The organism is Streptomyces cyslabdanicus (assembly GCF_052663305.1).
In genome coordinates this window covers 132,523-150,741 of sequence record NZ_JBQRUW010000007.1, presented here as the reverse complement: position 1 = coordinate 150,741, position 18,219 = coordinate 132,523, and the positions used below count along the sequence as shown (strand labels likewise).

Here is an 18,219-nt window from a genome sequence, read left to right as displayed (position 1 = left end):
CCGAAGGAGATAAGGGTACGTTGAGCAATTCTGCCGACTTCCCGGGGACGGGTGCCGGCCCGGCCCGCACGCGCCGCCCGAGGCCCGTGCGGATCATGACCGTGGCCGTCTTCGCCCTCGCCGGGTTGATCTTCTTCACCAGTTTCAACACGGCCAAGGGCACCAACATCCGCACGGACACGTCCCTCCTGAAGCTGTCCGACCTCGTCCAGGAGCGCAGCCGGAAGAACAAGGAACTCGACGAGTCCAACGCCGCCCTGCGCGACAACATCGAGTCCCTCGCCGCGCTCGACGACGACGGCAAGCCCCAGGACGGCGGGCTGACCGGCGTGGAGAAGAGCGCGGGCACCCGCAAGCTCACCGGCCGGGCGATCACGGTCACGCTCAACGACGCCCCGCCCGACGCCACCGCGAAGCTCCCCGGCTACCCCGAGCCGCAGCCCGACTACCTGGTGATCCACCAGCAGGACCTCCAGGCCGTGGTCAACGCGCTGTGGAACGGCGGAGCCCAGGGCATCAAGGTGATGGACCAGCGGCTGATCTCCACCAGCGCCGTGCGCTGCGTGGGCAACACGCTGATCCTCCAGGGCCGCGTCTACTCACCGCCCTACAAGATCACTGCGGTCGGCGATCCGGGAAAGCTCCAGAAGGCGCTCGCGGACTCCCCGGCGATCCAGAACTACATGGTGTACGTCAACGTCTACGGCCTCGGCTGGAAGGTCACCGACGACGGAACGGTGACCCTGCCCGGCTACTCCGGCACCGTGGACCTGCACTACGCGAAGCCCGTGCGGTAGGCGCGGCCGCCGGGGGCCGGCACTCCGGTGAGGGCGCTCCGGTGTCGTACTGGTGAACGGAACCACCTGGTTCGCGTATCGGATCGACAAAGGGCAGTACAAAACCGTCTTCGCGGTCGTTGAGCTGATCGACGCTGTGCCACGTACGTCCGGGCGCACACGGTTTCCGCACAGCTCGCGGAGGTTGGGAAACCTCGGGCGTCGCGCCGTTAGTCTGGTGGCGTACGGCGTGAGTCTGGTGCCGTGGGAGACGAAAGGGACGGCATGTACGGCTGGATCTGGCGGCATCTGCCCGGGAACGCGTGGGTGAAGGCCCTGATCTCACTGATGTTGGTCCTGGCCGTGGTCTACGCCCTGTTCCAGTACGTTTTTCCGTGGGCCGAACCGCTGCTTCCCTTCAACGATGTGACGGTGGACAACCAGTGAGTGCGCGGATTCTCGTCGTCGACAACTACGACAGCTTCGTCTTCAACCTGGTCCAGTACCTGTACCAGCTGGGGGCCGAGTGCGAGGTGCTGCGCAACGACGAGGTGTCGACGGCGCACGCGCAGGACGGTTTCGACGGCGTGCTGCTGTCGCCCGGGCCGGGCACGCCCGAGCAGGCCGGTGTCTGCGTGGAGATGGTCCGGCACTGCGCCGCGACCGGTGTTCCCGTCTTCGGCGTGTGCCTGGGCATGCAGTCGATGCAGGTGGCCTACGGCGGTGTGGTGGACCGCGCGCCCGAGCTGCTGCACGGCAAGACCTCGCTGGTGGAGCACGAGGGCACGGGCGTCTTCGCCGGCCTGCCCTCCCCCTTCACGGCGACCCGCTACCACTCCCTGGCCGCCGAACCGGCGACCGTGCCGGACGAGCTGGTGGTCACGGCGCGCACGCGCGACGGCATCATCATGGGGCTGCGGCACCGTGAACTTCCCGTCGAGGGCGTGCAGTTCCATCCGGAGTCGGTGCTGACCGAGCACGGGCACCGGATGCTGGCCAACTGGCTGGCGGAGTGCGGCGACAAGGAGGCCGTGGCGAGGTCGGCGGGGCTCGCCCCGGTGGTGGGCAGGGCCACGGCGTGACCGCGCTGCGCCCCGAGCGCGAGACGGACACCTCGTACGGGCAGCAGTCGTACGAGGGGCCGGACGCGCTCGAGGAGTGGTACGTCACCGGGGCGCGGGACGTGCCCCAGGACCCGTACGCGGCGCCTCAGCAGAGCGGGGCGGGGGTGTCGTACGGGCCCTCGGGCGACGCGACGGCGTACCTGCCTCCGGTCGACGACGAGACCATGGCGTTGCGGATCGACGACGAGACCATGGCGCTGCGGATCCCGGATCCGCCGCCTGGCGCCTCTTCCGCCGTGCGGGCCCCTGCACCTCCACCGGGTGGGCGCGCGGCCCGCAGAAAGGCCGCCAGGCGCCGTCACGGCCGTCGTGGGGCCGCGGCGGCCCCGCTGTCGGAGGAGGACAGCCCGGAAGACGGTCCGTCCGCGCCGCTGTCCCGCGTGGAGGCCCGACGGCAGGCGCGGGCACGCAGGGCGAGCCCGGCCGTGATCGCCAGCCGGGTCGTCGGCGAGTTGTTCATCACCACCGGTGTGGTGATGCTGCTCTTCGTCACCTACCAGTTGTGGTGGACGAACGTCCGGGCGCACGCGCAGGCGGGCAGTGAGGCGCACCAGCTGCAGGACGACTGGGCGAGTGGCAAACGCAACCCGGGGACGTTCGAGCCGGGGCAGGGCTTCGCGCTCCTGCACATCCCGAAGCTGGACGTGGTGGTCCCCATCGCAGAGGGCACCAGCAAGGCGAAGGTGCTGGACAAGGGCATGGTCGGGCACTACGGGCAGGGCGACCTGAACACCGCGATGCCGGACGCGAAGACGGGCAACTTCGGGCTCGCCGGCCACCGCAACACGCACGGTGAGCCCTTCCGGTACATCAACAAGCTCTCGCCGGGCGACGCGATCGTCGTGGAGACGCAGGACACGTACTTCGTGTACAAGATGGCGTCGATACTGCCGGTGACCTCACCGGCCAACATCAGCGTCCTCGATCCCGTACCGAAGGGATCGGGCTTCACCGGGCCCGGCCGCTACATCACGCTGACCACCTGCACCCCGGAGTTCACCAGCACGTACCGGATGATCGTCTGGGGCAAGATGGTCGAGGAACGGCCGCGCAGCAAGGGCAAGCCGGATGCGCTCGTCAGTTAAAGGGCGGATGAACAGTGGCAGCGACCACGGACGACACGGCAGAGCACACGGACGGCCGCGAAGGGCACGGTGACAGGCCGGGTGCCGGTCGTGCCCGGCGCCGCCGGGGTACGGGCCCGCTGGCCCTCGCCGTCAGCGTCTTCGGCGAACTCCTCATCACGGTGGGTCTGGTCCTGGGCCTGTTCGTCGTCTACTCCCTGTGGTGGACGAACGTCCTGGCGGACCGCAAGGCCGACCGGGAGGGCGACCACGTCCGCGACGACTGGGCGCAGTCCGCGCCCGGCGGTCCCGGAGCGCTGGACACCAAGGACGGCATCGGCTTCCTGCACGTGCCGTCCATGCACAACGGCGAGGTCCTGGTCAAGAAGGGCACGTCGTCGGAGGTGCTGAACGGCGGGGTGGCCGGCTACTACACGGACCCGGCCAAGGCGACCCTGCCGACGTCCGGCAAGACCGGCAACTTCACCCTCGCCGCCCACCGGGACGGTCACGGCGCGAAGTTCCACAACATCGACAAGGTGCACGTGGGTGATCCGGTCGTCTTCGAGACCAAGGACACGTGGTACGTCTACAAGGTCTTCGACATCCTCCCCGAGACCTCCAAGTACAACGTCCAGGTCCTGTCCTCGGTCCCCAAGGAGTCGGGGGTCAAGAAGCCGGGACACTACATCACCCTGACGACGTGCACGCCGGTCTATACCTCGCGGTACCGGTACGTGGTGTGGGGGGAACTGGTCCGGGTGGAGAAGGTGGACAGCAAGCGGACGTTGCCGGAGGAACTGCGAGGCTGACTGAGCGCCTTGAAGGAGCTCAGTCCTCTAACACGGCGGAGGCCCGAAGCCGCAACGTGGTTTTGCGACTTCGGGCCTCTTGCTGTCGCTGCGGTCCTACTTCAGGACCGTGAGCATGTCGCCCGCGCCCCACTTCTCCAGCAGCCCGCGGTGCACGGCGGTGATGCCGGCCTCCTCGGCGATGCTCAGGGCGTCGGGTGTGAAGCGACACGTCGCCACGTACAGAGCGACGTCCGAGGCGTACAGGACCTTTGCGGATCCGACGAACTTCTGGACCTCGGGGCTGGTGATCCGCAGGTGGGGCGCGAACCTCTTGCACTGGACGACGAGGCGCCGGCCGTCGGCCGTCAGCGCGGTGATGTCGACGCCTCGGTCTCCGTGGCGCCCGAGGACGACCACGTTGGTGCAGCCGTCGCGTTGCAGAAGCACGGCGATGTGCTTCTCGAACTCACGGCCGGTCATGGAGTCCATGGCGGCCATGACTCCGGCGAGGGGACGATCCTGGCGGGGGCTCTCCAGCCTGAGGAGGCGTGCGTGGTGCTGCTGCAGCCGCCGCTCGATGTGCTGGACACCTGCGCGGAGCGCGATCAGCTCCCGCCGGTGCTCGCCCGATGTTTCGATCAAGGCGTTGAACATGGGGACGACGGTCTTGCCGAGGACGTGGCTGATGCGCTGGTCGATTCGGTCATCGAGGGAGACGACGTCCGGCTGGGGAGGGTTTTCCACAGGCTGTGCGCGGGCCAGGTATTCCATGTCGAGGAGGTACACACGTACCTGACGTGCGATGTCGCTGTCCCTGAGGAGCATGGCCACGTTGAGGACGGCTCGGCGGGAGAAGAGCGCAAGAGACCGGGTGCGTGACTGGATGCCACTGAGTTGCTTGAAGTCACTCAGTTCTGAACCGGTCAGGACCCGATACCCATTCGAATCCAGTTCCCCGACTCGTTGATCACGCCCTGCCCTTCTGTTCGTGTGCGGCCATATGGCCGGGGCAGAGCGTTTCGATTCCCCACCCCACCCGATCAACGAGTCGTGACATATGAAGACACGATCGGGTTGCGTACAGGTATGTGGTGACGAGGCGGGCGGGCGGTACGACGGAGCCCCGGTTTTCCTCCTGCGAGGGGGAACCGGGGCTCTGAGTGTCGGCAGGGTCGGGGTCAGCCGCCGAAGAAGCCGCCGTTGCCGTTCCCGTTGTTGCCGATGTCGATGGACGTCAGCGTGATCGGCGCGTTGGGGTCATCGACTTCCTGGCCGGGACCCGGGTCCTGGTTCACGACCCGTGCGTTGTCGTCCGGGTTGCTGCCCTCCGCGAACTGGATGTTGGTGAAGCCTTCTGCCCCGAGGATCTGCTTGGCTTCCCCCACCGTTCGGTTGCGGACGTTGGGCACCTTCTTCTTCTCCTGCTGAAGCCTGCCGATGTTGATGGTCACCTTGGAGTTCTTGTCGACCTGCTCGTTGGCGCCCGGAACGGTCGAGACGACCTTGTTGTCCTGGTTGGGGTCGGGCACGGGGGTGTCGCTGCACTCGCCGGTGAGGCCGTTCTGCTGCATCAGGGCCACGGCTTCGTCGCAGGTCCTGCCCGTGACGTCCGGCACGGTGGCCTTCTCGACCGGCTTGGCGACCGTGAGGGTGATGACGGAGCCCTTTTCCTTCTCCGTGTCGCCCGCGGGGTCCTGGTCGATGACCACGTTGGGTTCCTGGTCGGACTCCCGGGTCTTCTTCTCGACCTTGAAGCCCAGATCCACCAACTGGGACTGCGCCTTGTCGAAGGACAGGCCGCGGACGCTGGGAACCGTCACCTTCGGCGCCCCGGTGGACATCACCAGGTTGACCGTCTCGCCCTTCTTGATGTCCTCACCGCCCTTGGGGTCCTGCGAGCAGACCCTGCCCTTGGGCTGGTCCTCGCAGGTGTCCTGGGTGAAGGCCACCACGACGCTGCCGTTCGTGGCCATCTTCTCGGCGTCGCCCTTCGTGTGGCCGACGAAGTTGGGCGCGGGCACCATGTCGTTGTTGGCGCCCTTCCCGCCGAAGGCGTACATGCCGATGAAGATCGCGCCGATGAGGACCAGGAGGCCGGCCACGGCCAGCAGGATCGTCGAGGTGTTGGACTTCTTCTGGCGGCGCCGGTCGGGGCGGTCGTCGTAGCCGTAGCCGCCGTCGTCCGGGTTCATGGGCGGCAGCATCGTCGTCGCGCCCGCGGGGCCGGCGTCGGGGCGCAACGCGGTGGTCGGCTGGTCGTCGGGGTAGGCGCCGTAGCCGACCGCGCCCATGGCCGCCGTGGCCGCGACCGGCTGGCCGTCGAGGCAGGCCTCGATGTCGGCGCGCATCTCGTCGGCGGACTGGTAGCGGTAGTCGGGGTCCTTGACGAGCGCCCGCATCACGATCGCGTCCATCTCGGGCGTGATCTCGGGGTCGAAGACGCTCGGGGGCTGCGGCTCCTCGCGGACGTGCTGGTAGGCGACCGCGACGGGCGAGTCGCCCACGAAGGGCGGGCGGACCGTCAGCAGCTCGTAGATCAGGCATCCCGTCGAATACAGGTCCGAGCGCGCGTCGACCTGCTCGCCCTTGGCCTGTTCGGGAGACAGGTACTGGGCGGTGCCGATGACGGCCGCGGTCTGGGTCATGGTCATGCCGGAGTCGCCCATGGCGCGGGCGATGCCGAAGTCCATGACCTTGACCTGGCCGTTGCGGGTCAGCATGACGTTGGCCGGCTTGATGTCGCGGTGGACGATGCCGCTGCGGTGGGCGTACTCCAGGCCCTGGAGGATGCCGATGGTCATTTCCATGGACCGCTCGGGCAGCAGTTTGCGGCCGCTGTGCAGCAGTTCACGGAGCGTGGAGCCGTCGACGTACTCCATCACGATGTACGGGATCGAGACCCCGTCGATGTAGTCCTCGCCCGTGTCGTAGACCGCGACGATCGCGGGATGGTTGAGCGAGGCGGCCGACTGGGCCTCCCGGCGGAACCGGGCCTGGAAGGAAGGGTCCCGCGCCAGGTCGGCGCGCAGCGTCTTCACTGCCACGGTGCGTCCCAGCCGGGTGTCATGCGCGAGGTACACCTCCGCCATGCCACCACGGCCGAGCACATGGCCCAGCTCGTACCGGCCGCCGAGGCGACGCGGCTCTTCCATAGCTACCTACCAGCCCTCTCCGTCGGTCCCGACCGGCACTGCTTGTGCCGCCGGAGGCTGCTGTCCGGGCCTACCGTACCCGGCTCGCTGTGTGTGACCTGGCCAAGCCCGTCACCCGATACAGGACCGGTATCGCAACGTGCACCGATGTGAAGGGGGCGTGATGGGGGTCACTGCCTGGACTTGATGACCGCCTCCATGACGTTCTTCGCGATGGGCGCCGCGAGGCCGCCACCGGAGATGTCGTCGCGGTTGGCGTTGTTGTCCTCGACGACCACGGCCACGGCGACCGGCGAGCTGCCGTCGGGGAGCTTGGCGTAGGAGATGAACCAGGCGTACGGCTTCTCGCTGTTGTCGACGCCGTGCTGGGCGGTACCGGTCTTGCCGCCCACCGTGACGCCGCTGATCTGTGCGTTCTTGCCCGTGCCGTCCTTGACGACGGTCTCCATCATGGACTGGAGGATCTGGGCGTTCTGCGAGCTGAGCGGCTGGCTCAGTTCCTGCGGCTGGGTCTGCTCCAGGGTGTCCACGCTGGGGGACTGGAGCTTGTCGACCATGTACGGCTTCATCAGCTTGCCGTCGTTGGCGACGGCGGAGGCGACCATGGCCATCTGGAGCGGGGTGGCGGCGGTGTTGAACTGGCCGATCGAGGACAGCGCGGTCTGCGACTTGTTCATGTCGTCGGAGAACACCGAGGCGTTGGAGCGGACCGGCGTGAACTGCTCGCTGTCGAAGCCGAACTTCTTCGCCTCCTCGAGCATCTTGTCGTTGCCGAGGTCCGCACCGATCTTGCCGAAGACGCTGTTGCAGGACACCCGCAGCGCCTCGCGCATGGTGGCGTTCTCGCAGGGGATGTTGCCCTCGTTCTTAAGCGGCGTCGTCGTGCCGGGCATGATCCACGGCAGCGGCGAGTTGGTGGCCTGGTCCGCCGACTTGTACAGCCCGTTCTCCAGCGCGGCGGCCGCGGTGACCACCTTGAAGGTGGAGCCCGGCGGGTAGGTCTCGCGCAGTGCCCGGTTCAGCATCGGGTCGTTGGGGTCGGACTTCTTCTGGAGCTTGTTCCAGGCCTCGGCGTCCGCGTTGGAGTTGCCGGCGAACGACGACGGGTCGTAGGACGGGTAGGACGCCAGGGCGAGGATCTTGCCCGTGGAGGGGTCCAGGGCGACCGCCGCGCCCTTGCCGCCGACGTTCTTCAGGCCGTTGTAGGCCGCCTTCTGCGCGGCCGCGTTGAGCGTGGTGACCACGTTGCCGCCCTGCTTGGGCTTGCCGGTGATCATGTCCAGGGTGTTGCGGAAGAAGAGCCGGTCGTCGTTGCCGGTGAGGATGCCGTCCTCGACGCTCTCCAGCTTGTCGGCGCCGTAGGACTGCGAGGCGAAGCCGGTGACGGGCGCCCACATCGGGCCGTTCTTGTACGTGCGCTTGTACTTGAGGTCGTTGAGTCCGCTGCTCTTGGTCTCGACCGAGCCGGTGATCGGGTTGCCGTCGACGATGATGTCGCCGCGCGGGGTGGCGTAGCGCGCGATGGTGACGCGGCGGTTGTGCTTGTCGTTCTTGAGGGTGTCGGCCTTTACGTACTGGATCCAGTTGTCGCGGATGAGCAGGGTGAGGACGAGGAGTCCGCAGAAGATCGCGATTCGGCGCAGGGGCTTGTTCACGGGCGGACCACCTGGGTCATCTCGGCGTCGGGGTTGGAGGCGGGCGCGGGAGCGGGTCTGCGGGCGGTGTCGCTGATCCGGATCAGGATGCCGATCAGGACCCAGTTGGCGATGACGGAGGAGCCGCCGTACGCCAGGAACGGCATCGTCATACCGGTGAGCGGGATGAGGCCCATCACACCGCCGGCCACCACGAAGACCTGGAGCGCGAAAGCGCCGGACAGGCCCATGGCGAGCAGCTTGCCGAAGGGGTCGCGGGCGGCCAGCGCGGTGCGCGCGCCGCGCTCCACGATCAGGGCGTAGACCAGCAGGAGCGCCATGATGCCGGCCAGGCCCAGCTCCTCGCCGAAGGTGGCGAGGATGAAGTCGGAGTTGGCGGCGAACTTGATGAGGTCGGAGTGGCCCTGGCCGAGGCCGGAGCCGAGGGTGCCGCCGGAGCCGAACGCCCACAGCGCTTCCATCGACTGCTCGGAGTGGCCGACGACGCCCTGCTGACTGAGCTTGTACTCCTTGAACGGGTCGAGCCAGGCCTGGACGCGCTGCTGGACGTGCGTCTCGAAGCTGGCCACGCCGACGGCGCCGACGGCGGACATCAGCAGACCGAAGACGATCCAGCTGGTCCGCTCGGTGGCGACGTACAGCATGATCACGAACATGCCGAAGAACAGCAGCGAGGTGCCGAGGTCGGTCTCGAAGACCAGGATGAGGATGGACATCACCCAGACGACCAGGATCGGTCCGAGGTCGCGGCCGCGGGGCAGGTACAGGCCCATGAAGCGGCGGCTGGCCAGGGCGAGCGCGTCCCGCTTCACCATGAGGTAGCCGGCGAAGAAGATGGCGAGCACGATTTTGGCGAACTCACCGGGCTGGATGGAGAATCCGGCGACCGAGATCCAGATCTTGGCGCCGTAGATGTTGGCGCCGAGGCCCGGTACGAGCGGCAGCAGCAGCAGGATCAGCGCGCCGACCATGGAGATGTAGGTGTAGCGCTGGAGGGCGCGGTGGTCCTTGAGGAAGATCAGGGTCACCACGAACAGGGCGATGCCCAGGGCCGTGTAGAGCAGCTGCCGTGGTGCGGCCGTTCCCGCCTGGTCGATGGTCTGGAGCAGCTTCGACTGGTCCAGGCGCCAGATGACGACCAGTCCGAGCCCGTTCAGCAGCGTGGCCAGCGGCAGCAGCAGCGGGTCCGCGTACGGGGCGAACTTGCGGACGGCCAGGTGCGCGGCGCCGGCCAGCAGACCGAGGCCCAGGCCGTAGCTCAGCAGGCCCGCGGGCACCTGGCTGTTGATGGCCAGGCCCACGTTGGCGTAGGCGAACACCGGGATGGCGACGGCGAAGACCAGCAGCGCCAGCTCGGTGTTGCGTCGGCTGGGCGCGCCGATCGCGCCGATCGTGGACGTGTGCTGCGTCGACGGGTTGGTAGTGCTCATCGTGTGACAGGGCCTCTCACGGCTTGCCTACTGCTTACCGCACAGCGAGACGACCTTCTGCTCTTCCTCCGAGAGAGTGGGGCCGGGGCTGGGAGTGGACGCGGTGGCGGACGTGGACGGGGAGGACGGGGACTTGGCCGTCGACGGGTTCGGTGTCGCCTTGGACGTGAGGGCGGTGCGGGTGGTTCCCGTGGTGCCGCCGGCCTGGTCCTGGCCCGTCGTGGCGCCGTTCTTGTCCGCGACGGTGCGGCGCTGGGCCTCCTTCTTGCACGCGGAGGCCTGCACGGACAGCTCGTCGATCTTCTTTCGGGCGTTCTCCAGACCGCCCTCGGTGATCGTCGCTCTGACCTGCTTCTGCTGGTAGGGCGGCAGGTACTTGAGTTCGATCTCGGGGTGGTCCGTGTGGATCTTCGACAGCTTCAGCCAGGCCAGGTCCTGGCTGATGCCCCGGTAGAGCGCGACGTGCTCCTCGTTGGTGCCGACGAAGTACTGCGTCTGCGTCCAGCGGTAGCCGCCGTAGAGGCCGCCGCCGAGGACGGCGAGCGTGAGGATGCTGTAGAACGACCGCTTGAGCCACCTGCGGTTCTTGCGGGGTTTGACGAAGTCGTCGTCGCCGTAGTCGCCGTGGCCGGCCGCGGGGGCGTAGCCGGCGGTGTCGCCGGAGCCGGGCGGGCCGAACTCGCCGCCACCGCCGCCCTGTCCGGGCACCTGGCGGCCGAGGCCCGAGGCGCGTCCGGCAGGGGTCTGCATGATGCCGTTGTCGTGCAGGTGGTTCTGGTTCTCGGCGACCGCGCCGACCACGACCGGGGTGTCGGAGAGCTGCCCGGCGAGGGTGTCGCCGGTGTCCAGGTCGAGGACGTCGGCGACGATGACGGTGATGTTGTCGGGGCCGCCGCCGCGCAGCGCGAACTGGATCAGTTCCTGCACGGTCTCCTGCGGGCCCTGGTAGCCGGCGAGGGTCTCCTCCATCGTCTGGTGGGAGACGACGCCGCTGAGGCCGTCGGAGCAGATCAGGTAGCGGTCGCCGGCGCGCACCTCGCGGATGGACAGGTCGGGTTCGACGTGTTCGCCGCTGCCGAGGGCGCGCATGAGGAGGGCGCGCTGCGGGTGGGTGCTGGCCTCCTCCTCGGTGATGCGTCCCTCGTCGACGAGGCGCTGCACCCAGGTGTGGTCCTGGGTGATCTGGGTCAGCACGCCGTCGCGCAGCAGGTAGGCGCGCGAGTCGCCGACGTGCACCAGGCCGAGTCGCTGGCCGGTCCACAGCAGGGCGGTGAGCGTGGTGCCCATGCCCTCCAGCTGGGGGTCCTCCTCGACCATGGCGCGCAGCTGGTCGTTGGCACGCCGCACGGCGGTGCCGAGGGAGGTGAGGATGTCGGAGCCGGGGATGTCGTCGTCGAGGGCGACGATGGTGGAGATCACCTCGGAGGAGGCGACCTCGCCGGCGGCCTGGCCGCCCATTCCGTCGGCGATCGCGAGCAGACGCGGACCGGCGTAGCCGGAATCCTCGTTGCCCTCGCGGATCATGCCTTTGTGCGATCCGGCGGCGAAGCGCAGTGACAGACTCATGCGCACCTCGCCCGTCGGCTCCGGGTACATCCGCACGGTGCCCACCCTCCGGTCGGGAGCGCGCCGGGGCCCGGGGTGCCGGCCTCCGCTGCGTGCTCGCTCCGCTCGCTCATTAGTCGTATTACTTCCGCAGCTCGATGACGGTCTTGCCGATGCGGATCGGCGCGCCCAGCGGGATCGGTGTGGGGGTCGTCAGCCGGGTCCGGTCCAGGTAGGTGCCGTTGGTGGATCCGAGGTCCTCGACGATCCACTGGCCGCCCTGGTCCGGGTAGATCCTGGCATGGCGGCTGGAGGCGTAGTCGTCGTCCAGCACGATCGTGGAGTCGTGCGCGCGGCCCAGGGTGACGGTCTGGCCCTGCAGCGCGACGGTGGTGCCGGTGAGGATGCCCTCGGTCACCACGAGTTTGGTGGGGGCGTTGCGGCGCTGGCGGCCACCGCCCTGCTGACCGCGCTGCTGCGGCGGCGCCGCCTGGCGTGCGGCCTGCTGCGGCCGGGCGGTCTCTCTGCGGGCCCCCCGCTGGGTGACGCGCGTACCGAACAGGTCGCTGCGGATGACCTGCACGGCCACGATCACGAACAGCCACAGTACGGCCAGGAAACCCAGCCGCATGACCGTGAGGGTCAGCTCTGACATTGCCCCCGCTTCACCCTTCGGCTTGCCGGTAAATGATGGTGGTGCTGCCCACGACGATCCGCGAGCCGTCGCGGAGCGTAGCGCGGGTGGTGTGCTGCCCGTCCACCACGATGCCGTTGGTGGACCCGAGATCCTGGATCGTCGAGGGCGTTCCGGTCCGGATCTCGCAGTGCCGGCGGGAGACGCCGGGGTCGTCGATCCGCACGTCGGCCTCGGTGCTGCGGCCGAGCACGAGTGTCGCGCGGGAGATCTGATGGCGGGTGCCGTTGATCTCGATCCAGTAGCGGGTGCGGCCGCCGCTCGCCGGGGCGGGCGCGGGCCGCTGGGCGGCGGGCGGCGGGTAGCCGTAGCCGCCGGGGCGGGCACCGGGCGGCGGCGCGGCCGGCATGGGGGGCGCAGCGGAGGGGCCGGCGGCGGGCGGGTACCCGTATCCGCCCGGGGCGGCGGGACGGCCGGCCGGACCGGCCGAGGGGGCCTGGGGCGCCTGCTGGCTGCTGGAGGAGGCGAGCGTACGGCTGCGCACCCGGTACAGGCCGGTGTCCAGGTCCTCCGCCTTCTCCAGGTGGACCTTGATCGGCCCCATGAAGGTGTAGCGCTGCTGCTTCGCGTAGTCGCGCACCATGCCGGCGAGCTCGTCGCCGAGCTGGCCGGAGTAGGGGCTCAGACGCTCGTAGTCGGGGGCGCTGAGCTCCACGATGAAGTCGTTGGGTACGACGGTGCGGTCGCGGTTCCAGATCGTCGCGTTGTTGTCGCACTCGCGCTGGAGCGCACCCGCGATCTCCACGGGCTGGACCTCGGACTTGAAGACCTTGGCGAAGGTGCCGTTGACCAGACCTTCGAGACGCTGCTCGAACTTCTTCAGGACTCCCATGGGGCACCTCCTCCGTCGTTGCCTTCGCTGTGGGTCTTGCCGTCGTGCTGCGTGTTGCCTGCCTGGTACTGCTTACTGATCGTATCCACGCGCCGGTGAATCGGCTGGTTCCCCCTGTCGGCCCTGTCGACGGGTGTCGACGCCTGTCGCGTGCCCGGTGTTGCTCGGTACTTCTGCCCAGGATCGTAAAGGGGGTCGCAGACCAGTGTCCCGCACCCGGGCGCGGACCTTGCCCGGCTCCTGGGCAGACGGGTGCGACCGGTACGAGGTTGATACGTGAACGGGCGCGTTCCGACACGGAACGGGGTTCTGTCCGGGCGGCGCGGCCCAGGGCCGGCGGGTCGCCGCGGCGGGTGGGCGCGGGTGCGGCCGGTCCGGGAGTCTGCCCTGGGAAAGCGATGTGAATGCGCCGTCCGGGGCGTGCTAATGTTCTGCATGTCGGAAGGCGCCAGCCCCCAGGGGAACGGAGCCGGAGGACACACCCAATGCGCGGGTGGCGGAATAGGCAGACGCGCTGGATTCAGGTTCCAGTGCCCGCAAGGGCGTGGGGGTTCAACTCCCCCCTCGCGCACCATGAGATACCGATGAACGGGTCTCCGCCGGTGACGGAAGTCACGGTGGGGCCCGTTTTTCGTTGTGCCGACAAATGTGGGGCGGGCCCCGACGCGTGAGGTATCTCACGTGTCGGGGCCCGCCTTGTCGCCGGGGGAGCCGGCCCTCGCGGCGGGGCGAACGTTGCCCGGCTGGGCACTAGTCTGGTCGGGTGACGACCCCGGAAGCTGGACAGGGTGACGTCGCCGGGGCGGACCGGGCGACGTCCGAGGGCGCTGCGGCGCGGCCCGAGGAGCGTTTGGAGCGGGCCGTACGGGCCGCCGAACAGGCGCTCATCGACTACGAGATCGCGGTGGAGACCTTCCGGGTGGAGGTCGAGAACTTCGCCCGGCTGCACGAGCAGCGGCTCGGACCGCTCTACGCCCGGCTGGAGGAGCTGAAGGTGCTGACGGCCGAGGCGACGGCCGCGCGCACCGGTGACCCCGAGGACCTGCGCAGGGCGCAGGAGGCGCGGGCCGATCTGACGCCGATCCCCGGAGTCGACGAGCTGCTGAACGGCTGGATGGACTCCAGCGGCCTGTACCCGGAGGCCGTCGCGATGCTCACCGACCTGCCCGTGCGGCCCCCGCAGCGGGTGCGCCCCAGTGAGGAGGCCCGTCGGCTGTACCGCGAGCTGGCCCGCAAGGCCCACCCCGACCTGGTGCAGGACGACAACGAGCGCAAGCGGCGTGAGGCGTTCCTCACCCGGGTCAACGCCGCCTACGCGCGCGGCGACGAGGACGAGCTGCGGGAGCTGGGCGCCGAGTGGGCGGCCGGCCCGAAGCCCGAGGAGCAGCTGCCGAGCCGCAGTGAGGAGCTGTACGCCCGCCTCGAATGGCTCGCCCGGCGCAAGGAGCTGCTCACGGTGGTCGCCAAGGGGCTGGAGGACGGCGCGATCGCCGGGATGCTCCGGCTGGCCCCGGACGACCCCGACCGTCTGCTCGACGAGATCGCCGAGCAGCTGCACAAGGAGATCGCGGAGCGGGAGGCCGAACTGACCGCGCTGCTGAGCCAGGAGTGACCTGTGCGACCTGTGTGAGGTGCGCCCGGATCCCTTCGGCGCGTTTCGGGTAGCGTCGCCTCATGCATTTCGGAGCTGGTGTGCCCACGGTCGGTGTCCAGGACCTCGAGGACGGCGACTTCCTGCTGGACGTCCGCGAGGACGACGAGTGGCGGGCGGGCCACGCCGAGGGGGCGCTGCACATCCCCCTGAGCGAGTTCGTGGCCCGGTACGGCGAACTGACCGAGGCGGCGCCCCAGGACGGGCGGGTCCATGTGATCTGCCGCTCCGGCGGGCGGTCCGCGCAGGTCGCGATGTACCTGGTCCAGCAGGGCGTCGACGCGGTGAACGTCGACGGTGGCATGCAGGTGTGGGAGGCCTCCGGCCGACCCGTCGTGACCGACGAGGGGCGGCCCGGCCAGGTGGTGTGACACCGGACCGGGTTTCTGTACTTCCCGACGCCCGTGCCTGCCTGACCCCGCGTCAGGGCCGGGTCGGTGAGGAAGGCGCCCGCTGTCCGGTGCGGCGGCTTCCGGTACGCCCCGGGGGTGTGCCCGGAGGACGGCCCTGAGTACCGTTCCGGTACGGCGCCGGGAAGCGGTGCGCGCGGCGGTACGGCGCCCCGCGGCCGGACGGCGACCGGAAGGCGGACCGGGATCGGAAACGGGGCGGGATGAACGCGCACGACGACTCGACCGCCGCCCGGCCCCCCAGGCGCCCGGGCCCCCGGCCGGACAAGGATCCCCGGACCACCCCCGGGCCCACTGACACCCCGTCGTCCGTCGACGGCCTGGACGAGAGCGCCGGGGCCGCTGTCGGCCCGGACGAGGACTCCCGGACCACCGGCGGGCCGGACGGGAAGGCCCTGGCCTTTGCGCCCGCCTCCGTTCCGGCTCCCCGCTCAGCCCCCGGCCCCGATCCCGCGCCCGGTGGTGGTGTCGCCGCCTTGTCCCTGCCGTACCAGGTGGGTGCGGTGCTGGCGCTCGTGGTGGTCGGGGTCGTGGTGTTGGTGCATCTCGCGATGGTGTTCCTGCACGTCGCGCCGCCGAACACGGTGAGCAGGCGGCACGCCCAGGCCGTCGACGGGTGGATCTACCCGGAGTTCGAGCAGAACTGGAAGCTGTTCGCGCCGAACCTGCTCCAGCAGAACGTCGCCGTACAGGCGCGGGCGGAGGTCAGGGGGGCGGACGGCGGCATCCGCACCACCGGCTGGTACGACCTGTCCGCCGAGGACGGCCGGGCCATCGACGGCAACCTGCTGCCCAGCCACACCCAGCAGAACGAGCTGCGCCGCGCCTGGGACTTCTACGGGGGCAGCCACGACGGCGACAACCGGCCGGTGGGCCCGCGCGGCGCCCTGGCCGAGCAGTACGTGCGCCGCATCGCGGTGCTGCGCCTGGAACGCGTCGACCCGGGCGGCGCTGTCGGCGCGGGCGGCGTCCTCGAACGCGTCCAGGTCCGCAGCCGCACCAGCGACGTGCCCCCGCCCCCGTGGAGCGGGGAGAAGGCGGCGGGCAGGCCGGTCTACCGCTCGCTGCCCTGGTGGACGGTGCCGGCCGGCGAGACCCGGGGAGGTGTGCGGTGAACCGCCTCGCACTCGCGGTCTCGCGCGGGGTCGGCCGGGTCACCGAGGCGGCCCTCGGTCCCTACCAGACGGCTGTCGTACGCATCGGCTTCTCGCTGACCTGGCTGCTGTTCCTGCTGCGCGAGTACCCCCACCGGCACGAGCTGTACGGACCCGACGGCCCGTGGAGCTGGACCCTCGCCCGGCAGCTGACCGAGGGCAACGGTGCCTTCACGGCCCTGCTGTGGTTCCGCGGCGGCCTCTGGTTCGAGACGTGCTACGCGCTCGCCGTGCTGGCGAGCCTGCTGCTCGCGCTGGGCTGGCGCACCCGCACGACGTCCGTCCTCTTCATGGTCGGCGTGCTCTCCCTGCAGAACCGCAGCATCTTCATGGGCGACGGCGGCGACAACGTGCTGCACCTGATGTCGCTGTACCTGGTGTTCACCCGCTGCGGCCAGGTCTGGTCGCTCGACGCGCGCCGGGCCGCACGGGTACGGGCGGCACACGCGCGCGGGGAGGGTGTGCCCGACCGGGCCGGTCCCGTCCTGTGGAGCGTGCTGGGGCTGTTCCTGGCCGTGGTCACCGCGGCCGGCCGGGTGCGGGGCGAGGCGTTCGTGCCCGTCCTGCTGTGGACGGTCTGGCTGGGCCTGGCGCTGTGGTGGGCGGTCGGGCGCCGGGCGCGCTGGGCGCAGCCGCGGATGCTGCTCGACGTCGTCGCCCGCGTCGTCCACAACGGCGCCCTGCTCGTGATCATGGCCGAGGCCTGTCTGATCTACGCCACGGCCGGCTGGTACAAGGTCCAGGGCTCGCGCTGGCAGGACGGCACAGCCGTCTACTACCCGCTCCACCTGGACTACTTCTCGCCCTGGCCGGGCCTGGCCGGTCTGCTGTCCGCCAGTGGCACGCTGGTGATGCTGGTGACCTACGGGACGGTGATCGCGCAGGTCGCCTTCCCGTTCACGCTGTTCAACCGGCGGGTGAAGAACGTCCTGCTGGCGGTGATGATGACCGAGCACGCCGTGATCGCGGTCGTGCTGGGGCTGCCGTTCTTCTCGCTGGCGATGATCGCGGCGGACGCGGTGTTCCTGCCGACGTCGTTCCTGCGCCGTCTGGGCGGCCTCGCGGCACGCGCGCGTGCGCGACTGCGGCGGGGCGGCGACCGGTCCCCGGCGCGGGACCCGCGCTCCCCGGAGGACACCGGGCCCGCCCGCGTAGGCTTCCCGGCATGAACGACCCCGTACGCGCCTGGCACCGGCGGGCCGGCGCCTGTGTGCTGCTCGACGGCTTCCACGCCCTCAAGCACGCCCTGCGCTTCGGCGCCGAGGTGCCGGTGGCCGTCACCGCCGACCGGCGCGCGGCGCTCGCCCTCGCGGACGAGCTGGCGCCGGACCTGCGGGACACGCTGGACGCCCTGCTGAGCGAGGTGCCGCGGGAGACGTACGCCTCCCTCGTGCCGCGCCCGCATCCCACCGCCGTGGCGGCCCTGGCCGTACGGCCGTCCCGCGAGGCCCATCTGCGGGCGCTGGCGCACTCGCCCCGCAGCGCGCCGGTGGTCGTCCTGGACCAGCCGCGCAACCTGGGCAACGCGGGGGCGGTGATCCGCCTGGCCGCCGGTTTCGGGGCGACCGGAGTGGTCACCACGGGCACCCTGGACCCCTGGCACCCGACGGTGGTGCGCGGCGGGGCGGGGCTGCACTTCGCGACCGCGGTGGAGCGGCTGGGCGTGGACGAACTCCCGCACGGGCCGCTGTTCGCGCTCGACCCGGAGGGCGAGGACATCCGCGGGGTGAAGCTGCCCGACGACGCCGTGCTCGCCTTCGGCTCCGAGCGCAGCGGCCTGTCCGCCGAACTGCGCGCACGCACCGACCACCTGCTGGCGCTGCCGATGCGCCCCCAGGTCTCCAGCTACAACCTCGCCACCAGCGTGGCGATGACGCTGTACCACTGGAGCGCCACCGGGGGCGCAGCCGCGTCCTGAGGGCCCGAGGGCCCGAGGGC

General features: G+C 70.0%; 16 protein-coding genes, 1 tRNA gene and 2 pseudogenes. 12 read left to right on the top strand and 7 right to left on the bottom strand.

Annotated features, from left to right (window positions below; translation table 11 throughout):
• Positions 1-20 precede the first annotated feature (20 nt).
• The 6 genes and pseudogenes from ACTYVM_RS05015 (at position 21) to ACTYVM_RS04990 (ending at position 3,776) form a co-directional block, all read left to right on the top strand.
• Entirely contained in the window at positions 21-797 is a 777-nt protein-coding gene (locus ACTYVM_RS05015) for a DUF881 domain-containing protein (protein WP_445524732.1), read from the top strand.
• 43 nt (positions 798-840) lie between these two features.
• Positions 841-960 (top strand): annotated as a pseudogene (locus tag ACTYVM_RS05010) (class E sortase); the annotation flags it as partial.
• Between the two features lie 54 nt (positions 961-1,014).
• Positions 1,015-1,223 (top strand): annotated as a pseudogene (locus ACTYVM_RS05005) (hypothetical protein).
• Entirely contained in the window at positions 1,220-1,858 is a 639-nt protein-coding gene (locus ACTYVM_RS05000) for an aminodeoxychorismate/anthranilate synthase component II (RefSeq protein WP_445524731.1), read from the top strand. The pseudogene ACTYVM_RS05005 and the gene ACTYVM_RS05000 overlap by 4 nt, the downstream one beginning before the upstream one ends.
• Entirely contained in the window at positions 1,855-2,985 is a 1,131-nt protein-coding gene (locus tag ACTYVM_RS04995) for a class E sortase (RefSeq protein ID WP_445524730.1), read from the top strand. The genes ACTYVM_RS05000 and ACTYVM_RS04995 overlap by 4 nt, the downstream gene beginning before the upstream one ends.
• 14 nt (positions 2,986-2,999) lie before the next feature.
• Positions 3,000-3,776 (top strand): class E sortase, encoded by a 777-nt coding sequence (locus tag ACTYVM_RS04990; protein ID WP_445524729.1) that lies wholly within the window; start codon positions 3,000-3,002, stop codon positions 3,774-3,776.
• A 96-nt stretch (positions 3,777-3,872) separates the two neighbouring features.
• On the opposite strand, the gene ACTYVM_RS04985 is transcribed toward ACTYVM_RS04990, so the two are convergent.
• From ACTYVM_RS04985 to ACTYVM_RS04955, 7 genes are all read right to left on the bottom strand, one after another.
• Positions 3,873-4,583, bottom strand: a complete 711-nt coding sequence (locus ACTYVM_RS04985) for a restriction endonuclease (protein WP_445524728.1) — start codon at positions 4,581-4,583, stop codon at positions 3,873-3,875.
• Positions 4,584-4,936: 353 nt separating this feature from the next.
• On the bottom strand, positions 4,937-6,910 hold the full coding sequence (gene pknB, locus ACTYVM_RS04980; RefSeq protein ID WP_445524727.1) for a Stk1 family PASTA domain-containing Ser/Thr kinase: 1,974 nt from the start codon (positions 6,908-6,910) through the stop codon (positions 4,937-4,939).
• 170 nt (positions 6,911-7,080) lie between these two features.
• On the bottom strand, positions 7,081-8,565 hold the full coding sequence (locus ACTYVM_RS04975; RefSeq protein ID WP_445524726.1) for a peptidoglycan D,D-transpeptidase FtsI family protein: 1,485 nt from the start codon (positions 8,563-8,565) through the stop codon (positions 7,081-7,083).
• A complete protein-coding gene (locus ACTYVM_RS04970; RefSeq protein WP_445524725.1) occupies positions 8,562-9,995 on the bottom strand; it encodes an FtsW/RodA/SpoVE family cell cycle protein in 1,434 nt (477 codons plus the stop codon). Before ACTYVM_RS04970 ends, ACTYVM_RS04975 begins: the two co-directional genes overlap by 4 nt.
• Before the next feature lie 27 nt (positions 9,996-10,022).
• A complete protein-coding gene (locus tag ACTYVM_RS04965) occupies positions 10,023-11,591 on the bottom strand; it encodes a Stp1/IreP family PP2C-type Ser/Thr phosphatase (protein ID WP_445524888.1) in 1,569 nt (522 codons plus the stop codon).
• A 91-nt stretch (positions 11,592-11,682) separates the two neighbouring features.
• Positions 11,683-12,195 carry an FHA domain-containing protein FhaB/FipA gene (locus tag ACTYVM_RS04960; protein ID WP_445524724.1) on the bottom strand — a complete coding sequence of 171 codons (513 nt, stop codon included), beginning with the start codon at positions 12,193-12,195 and terminating at the stop codon, positions 11,683-11,685.
• Positions 12,196-12,205: 10 nt separating this feature from the next.
• Positions 12,206-13,066: an FHA domain-containing protein gene (locus ACTYVM_RS04955; RefSeq protein WP_445524723.1), complete on the bottom strand. Its 861-nt coding sequence runs from the start codon at positions 13,064-13,066 to the stop codon at positions 12,206-12,208.
• Positions 13,067-13,553: 487 nt separating this feature from the next.
• On the opposite strand from ACTYVM_RS04955, the gene ACTYVM_RS04950 reads away from it, so the two are divergent.
• The 6 genes from ACTYVM_RS04950 (at position 13,554) to ACTYVM_RS04925 (ending at position 18,199) form a co-directional block, all read left to right on the top strand.
• Positions 13,554-13,640, top strand: a tRNA-Leu gene (locus ACTYVM_RS04950).
• 189 nt (positions 13,641-13,829) lie between these two features.
• A complete protein-coding gene (locus ACTYVM_RS04945; protein WP_445524722.1) occupies positions 13,830-14,678 on the top strand; it encodes a hypothetical protein in 849 nt (282 codons plus the stop codon).
• Positions 14,679-14,758: 80 nt separating this feature from the next.
• A complete protein-coding gene (locus ACTYVM_RS04940; RefSeq protein WP_400030823.1) occupies positions 14,759-15,088 on the top strand; it encodes a rhodanese-like domain-containing protein in 330 nt (109 codons plus the stop codon).
• 242 nt (positions 15,089-15,330) lie between these two features.
• Positions 15,331-16,242, top strand: a complete 912-nt coding sequence (locus ACTYVM_RS04935) for a DUF5819 family protein (protein ID WP_445524721.1) — start codon at positions 15,331-15,333, stop codon at positions 16,240-16,242.
• Positions 16,239-17,450 carry an HTTM domain-containing protein gene (locus ACTYVM_RS04930; RefSeq protein WP_445524720.1) on the top strand — a complete coding sequence of 404 codons (1,212 nt, stop codon included), beginning with the start codon at positions 16,239-16,241 and terminating at the stop codon, positions 17,448-17,450. Before ACTYVM_RS04935 ends, ACTYVM_RS04930 begins: the two co-directional genes overlap by 4 nt.
• Positions 17,447-18,199 carry a TrmH family RNA methyltransferase gene (locus tag ACTYVM_RS04925; RefSeq protein ID WP_400030386.1) on the top strand — a complete coding sequence of 251 codons (753 nt, stop codon included), beginning with the start codon at positions 17,447-17,449 and terminating at the stop codon, positions 18,197-18,199. The genes ACTYVM_RS04930 and ACTYVM_RS04925 overlap by 4 nt, the downstream gene beginning before the upstream one ends.
• The last annotated feature ends 20 nt before the right edge of the window (positions 18,200-18,219 follow it).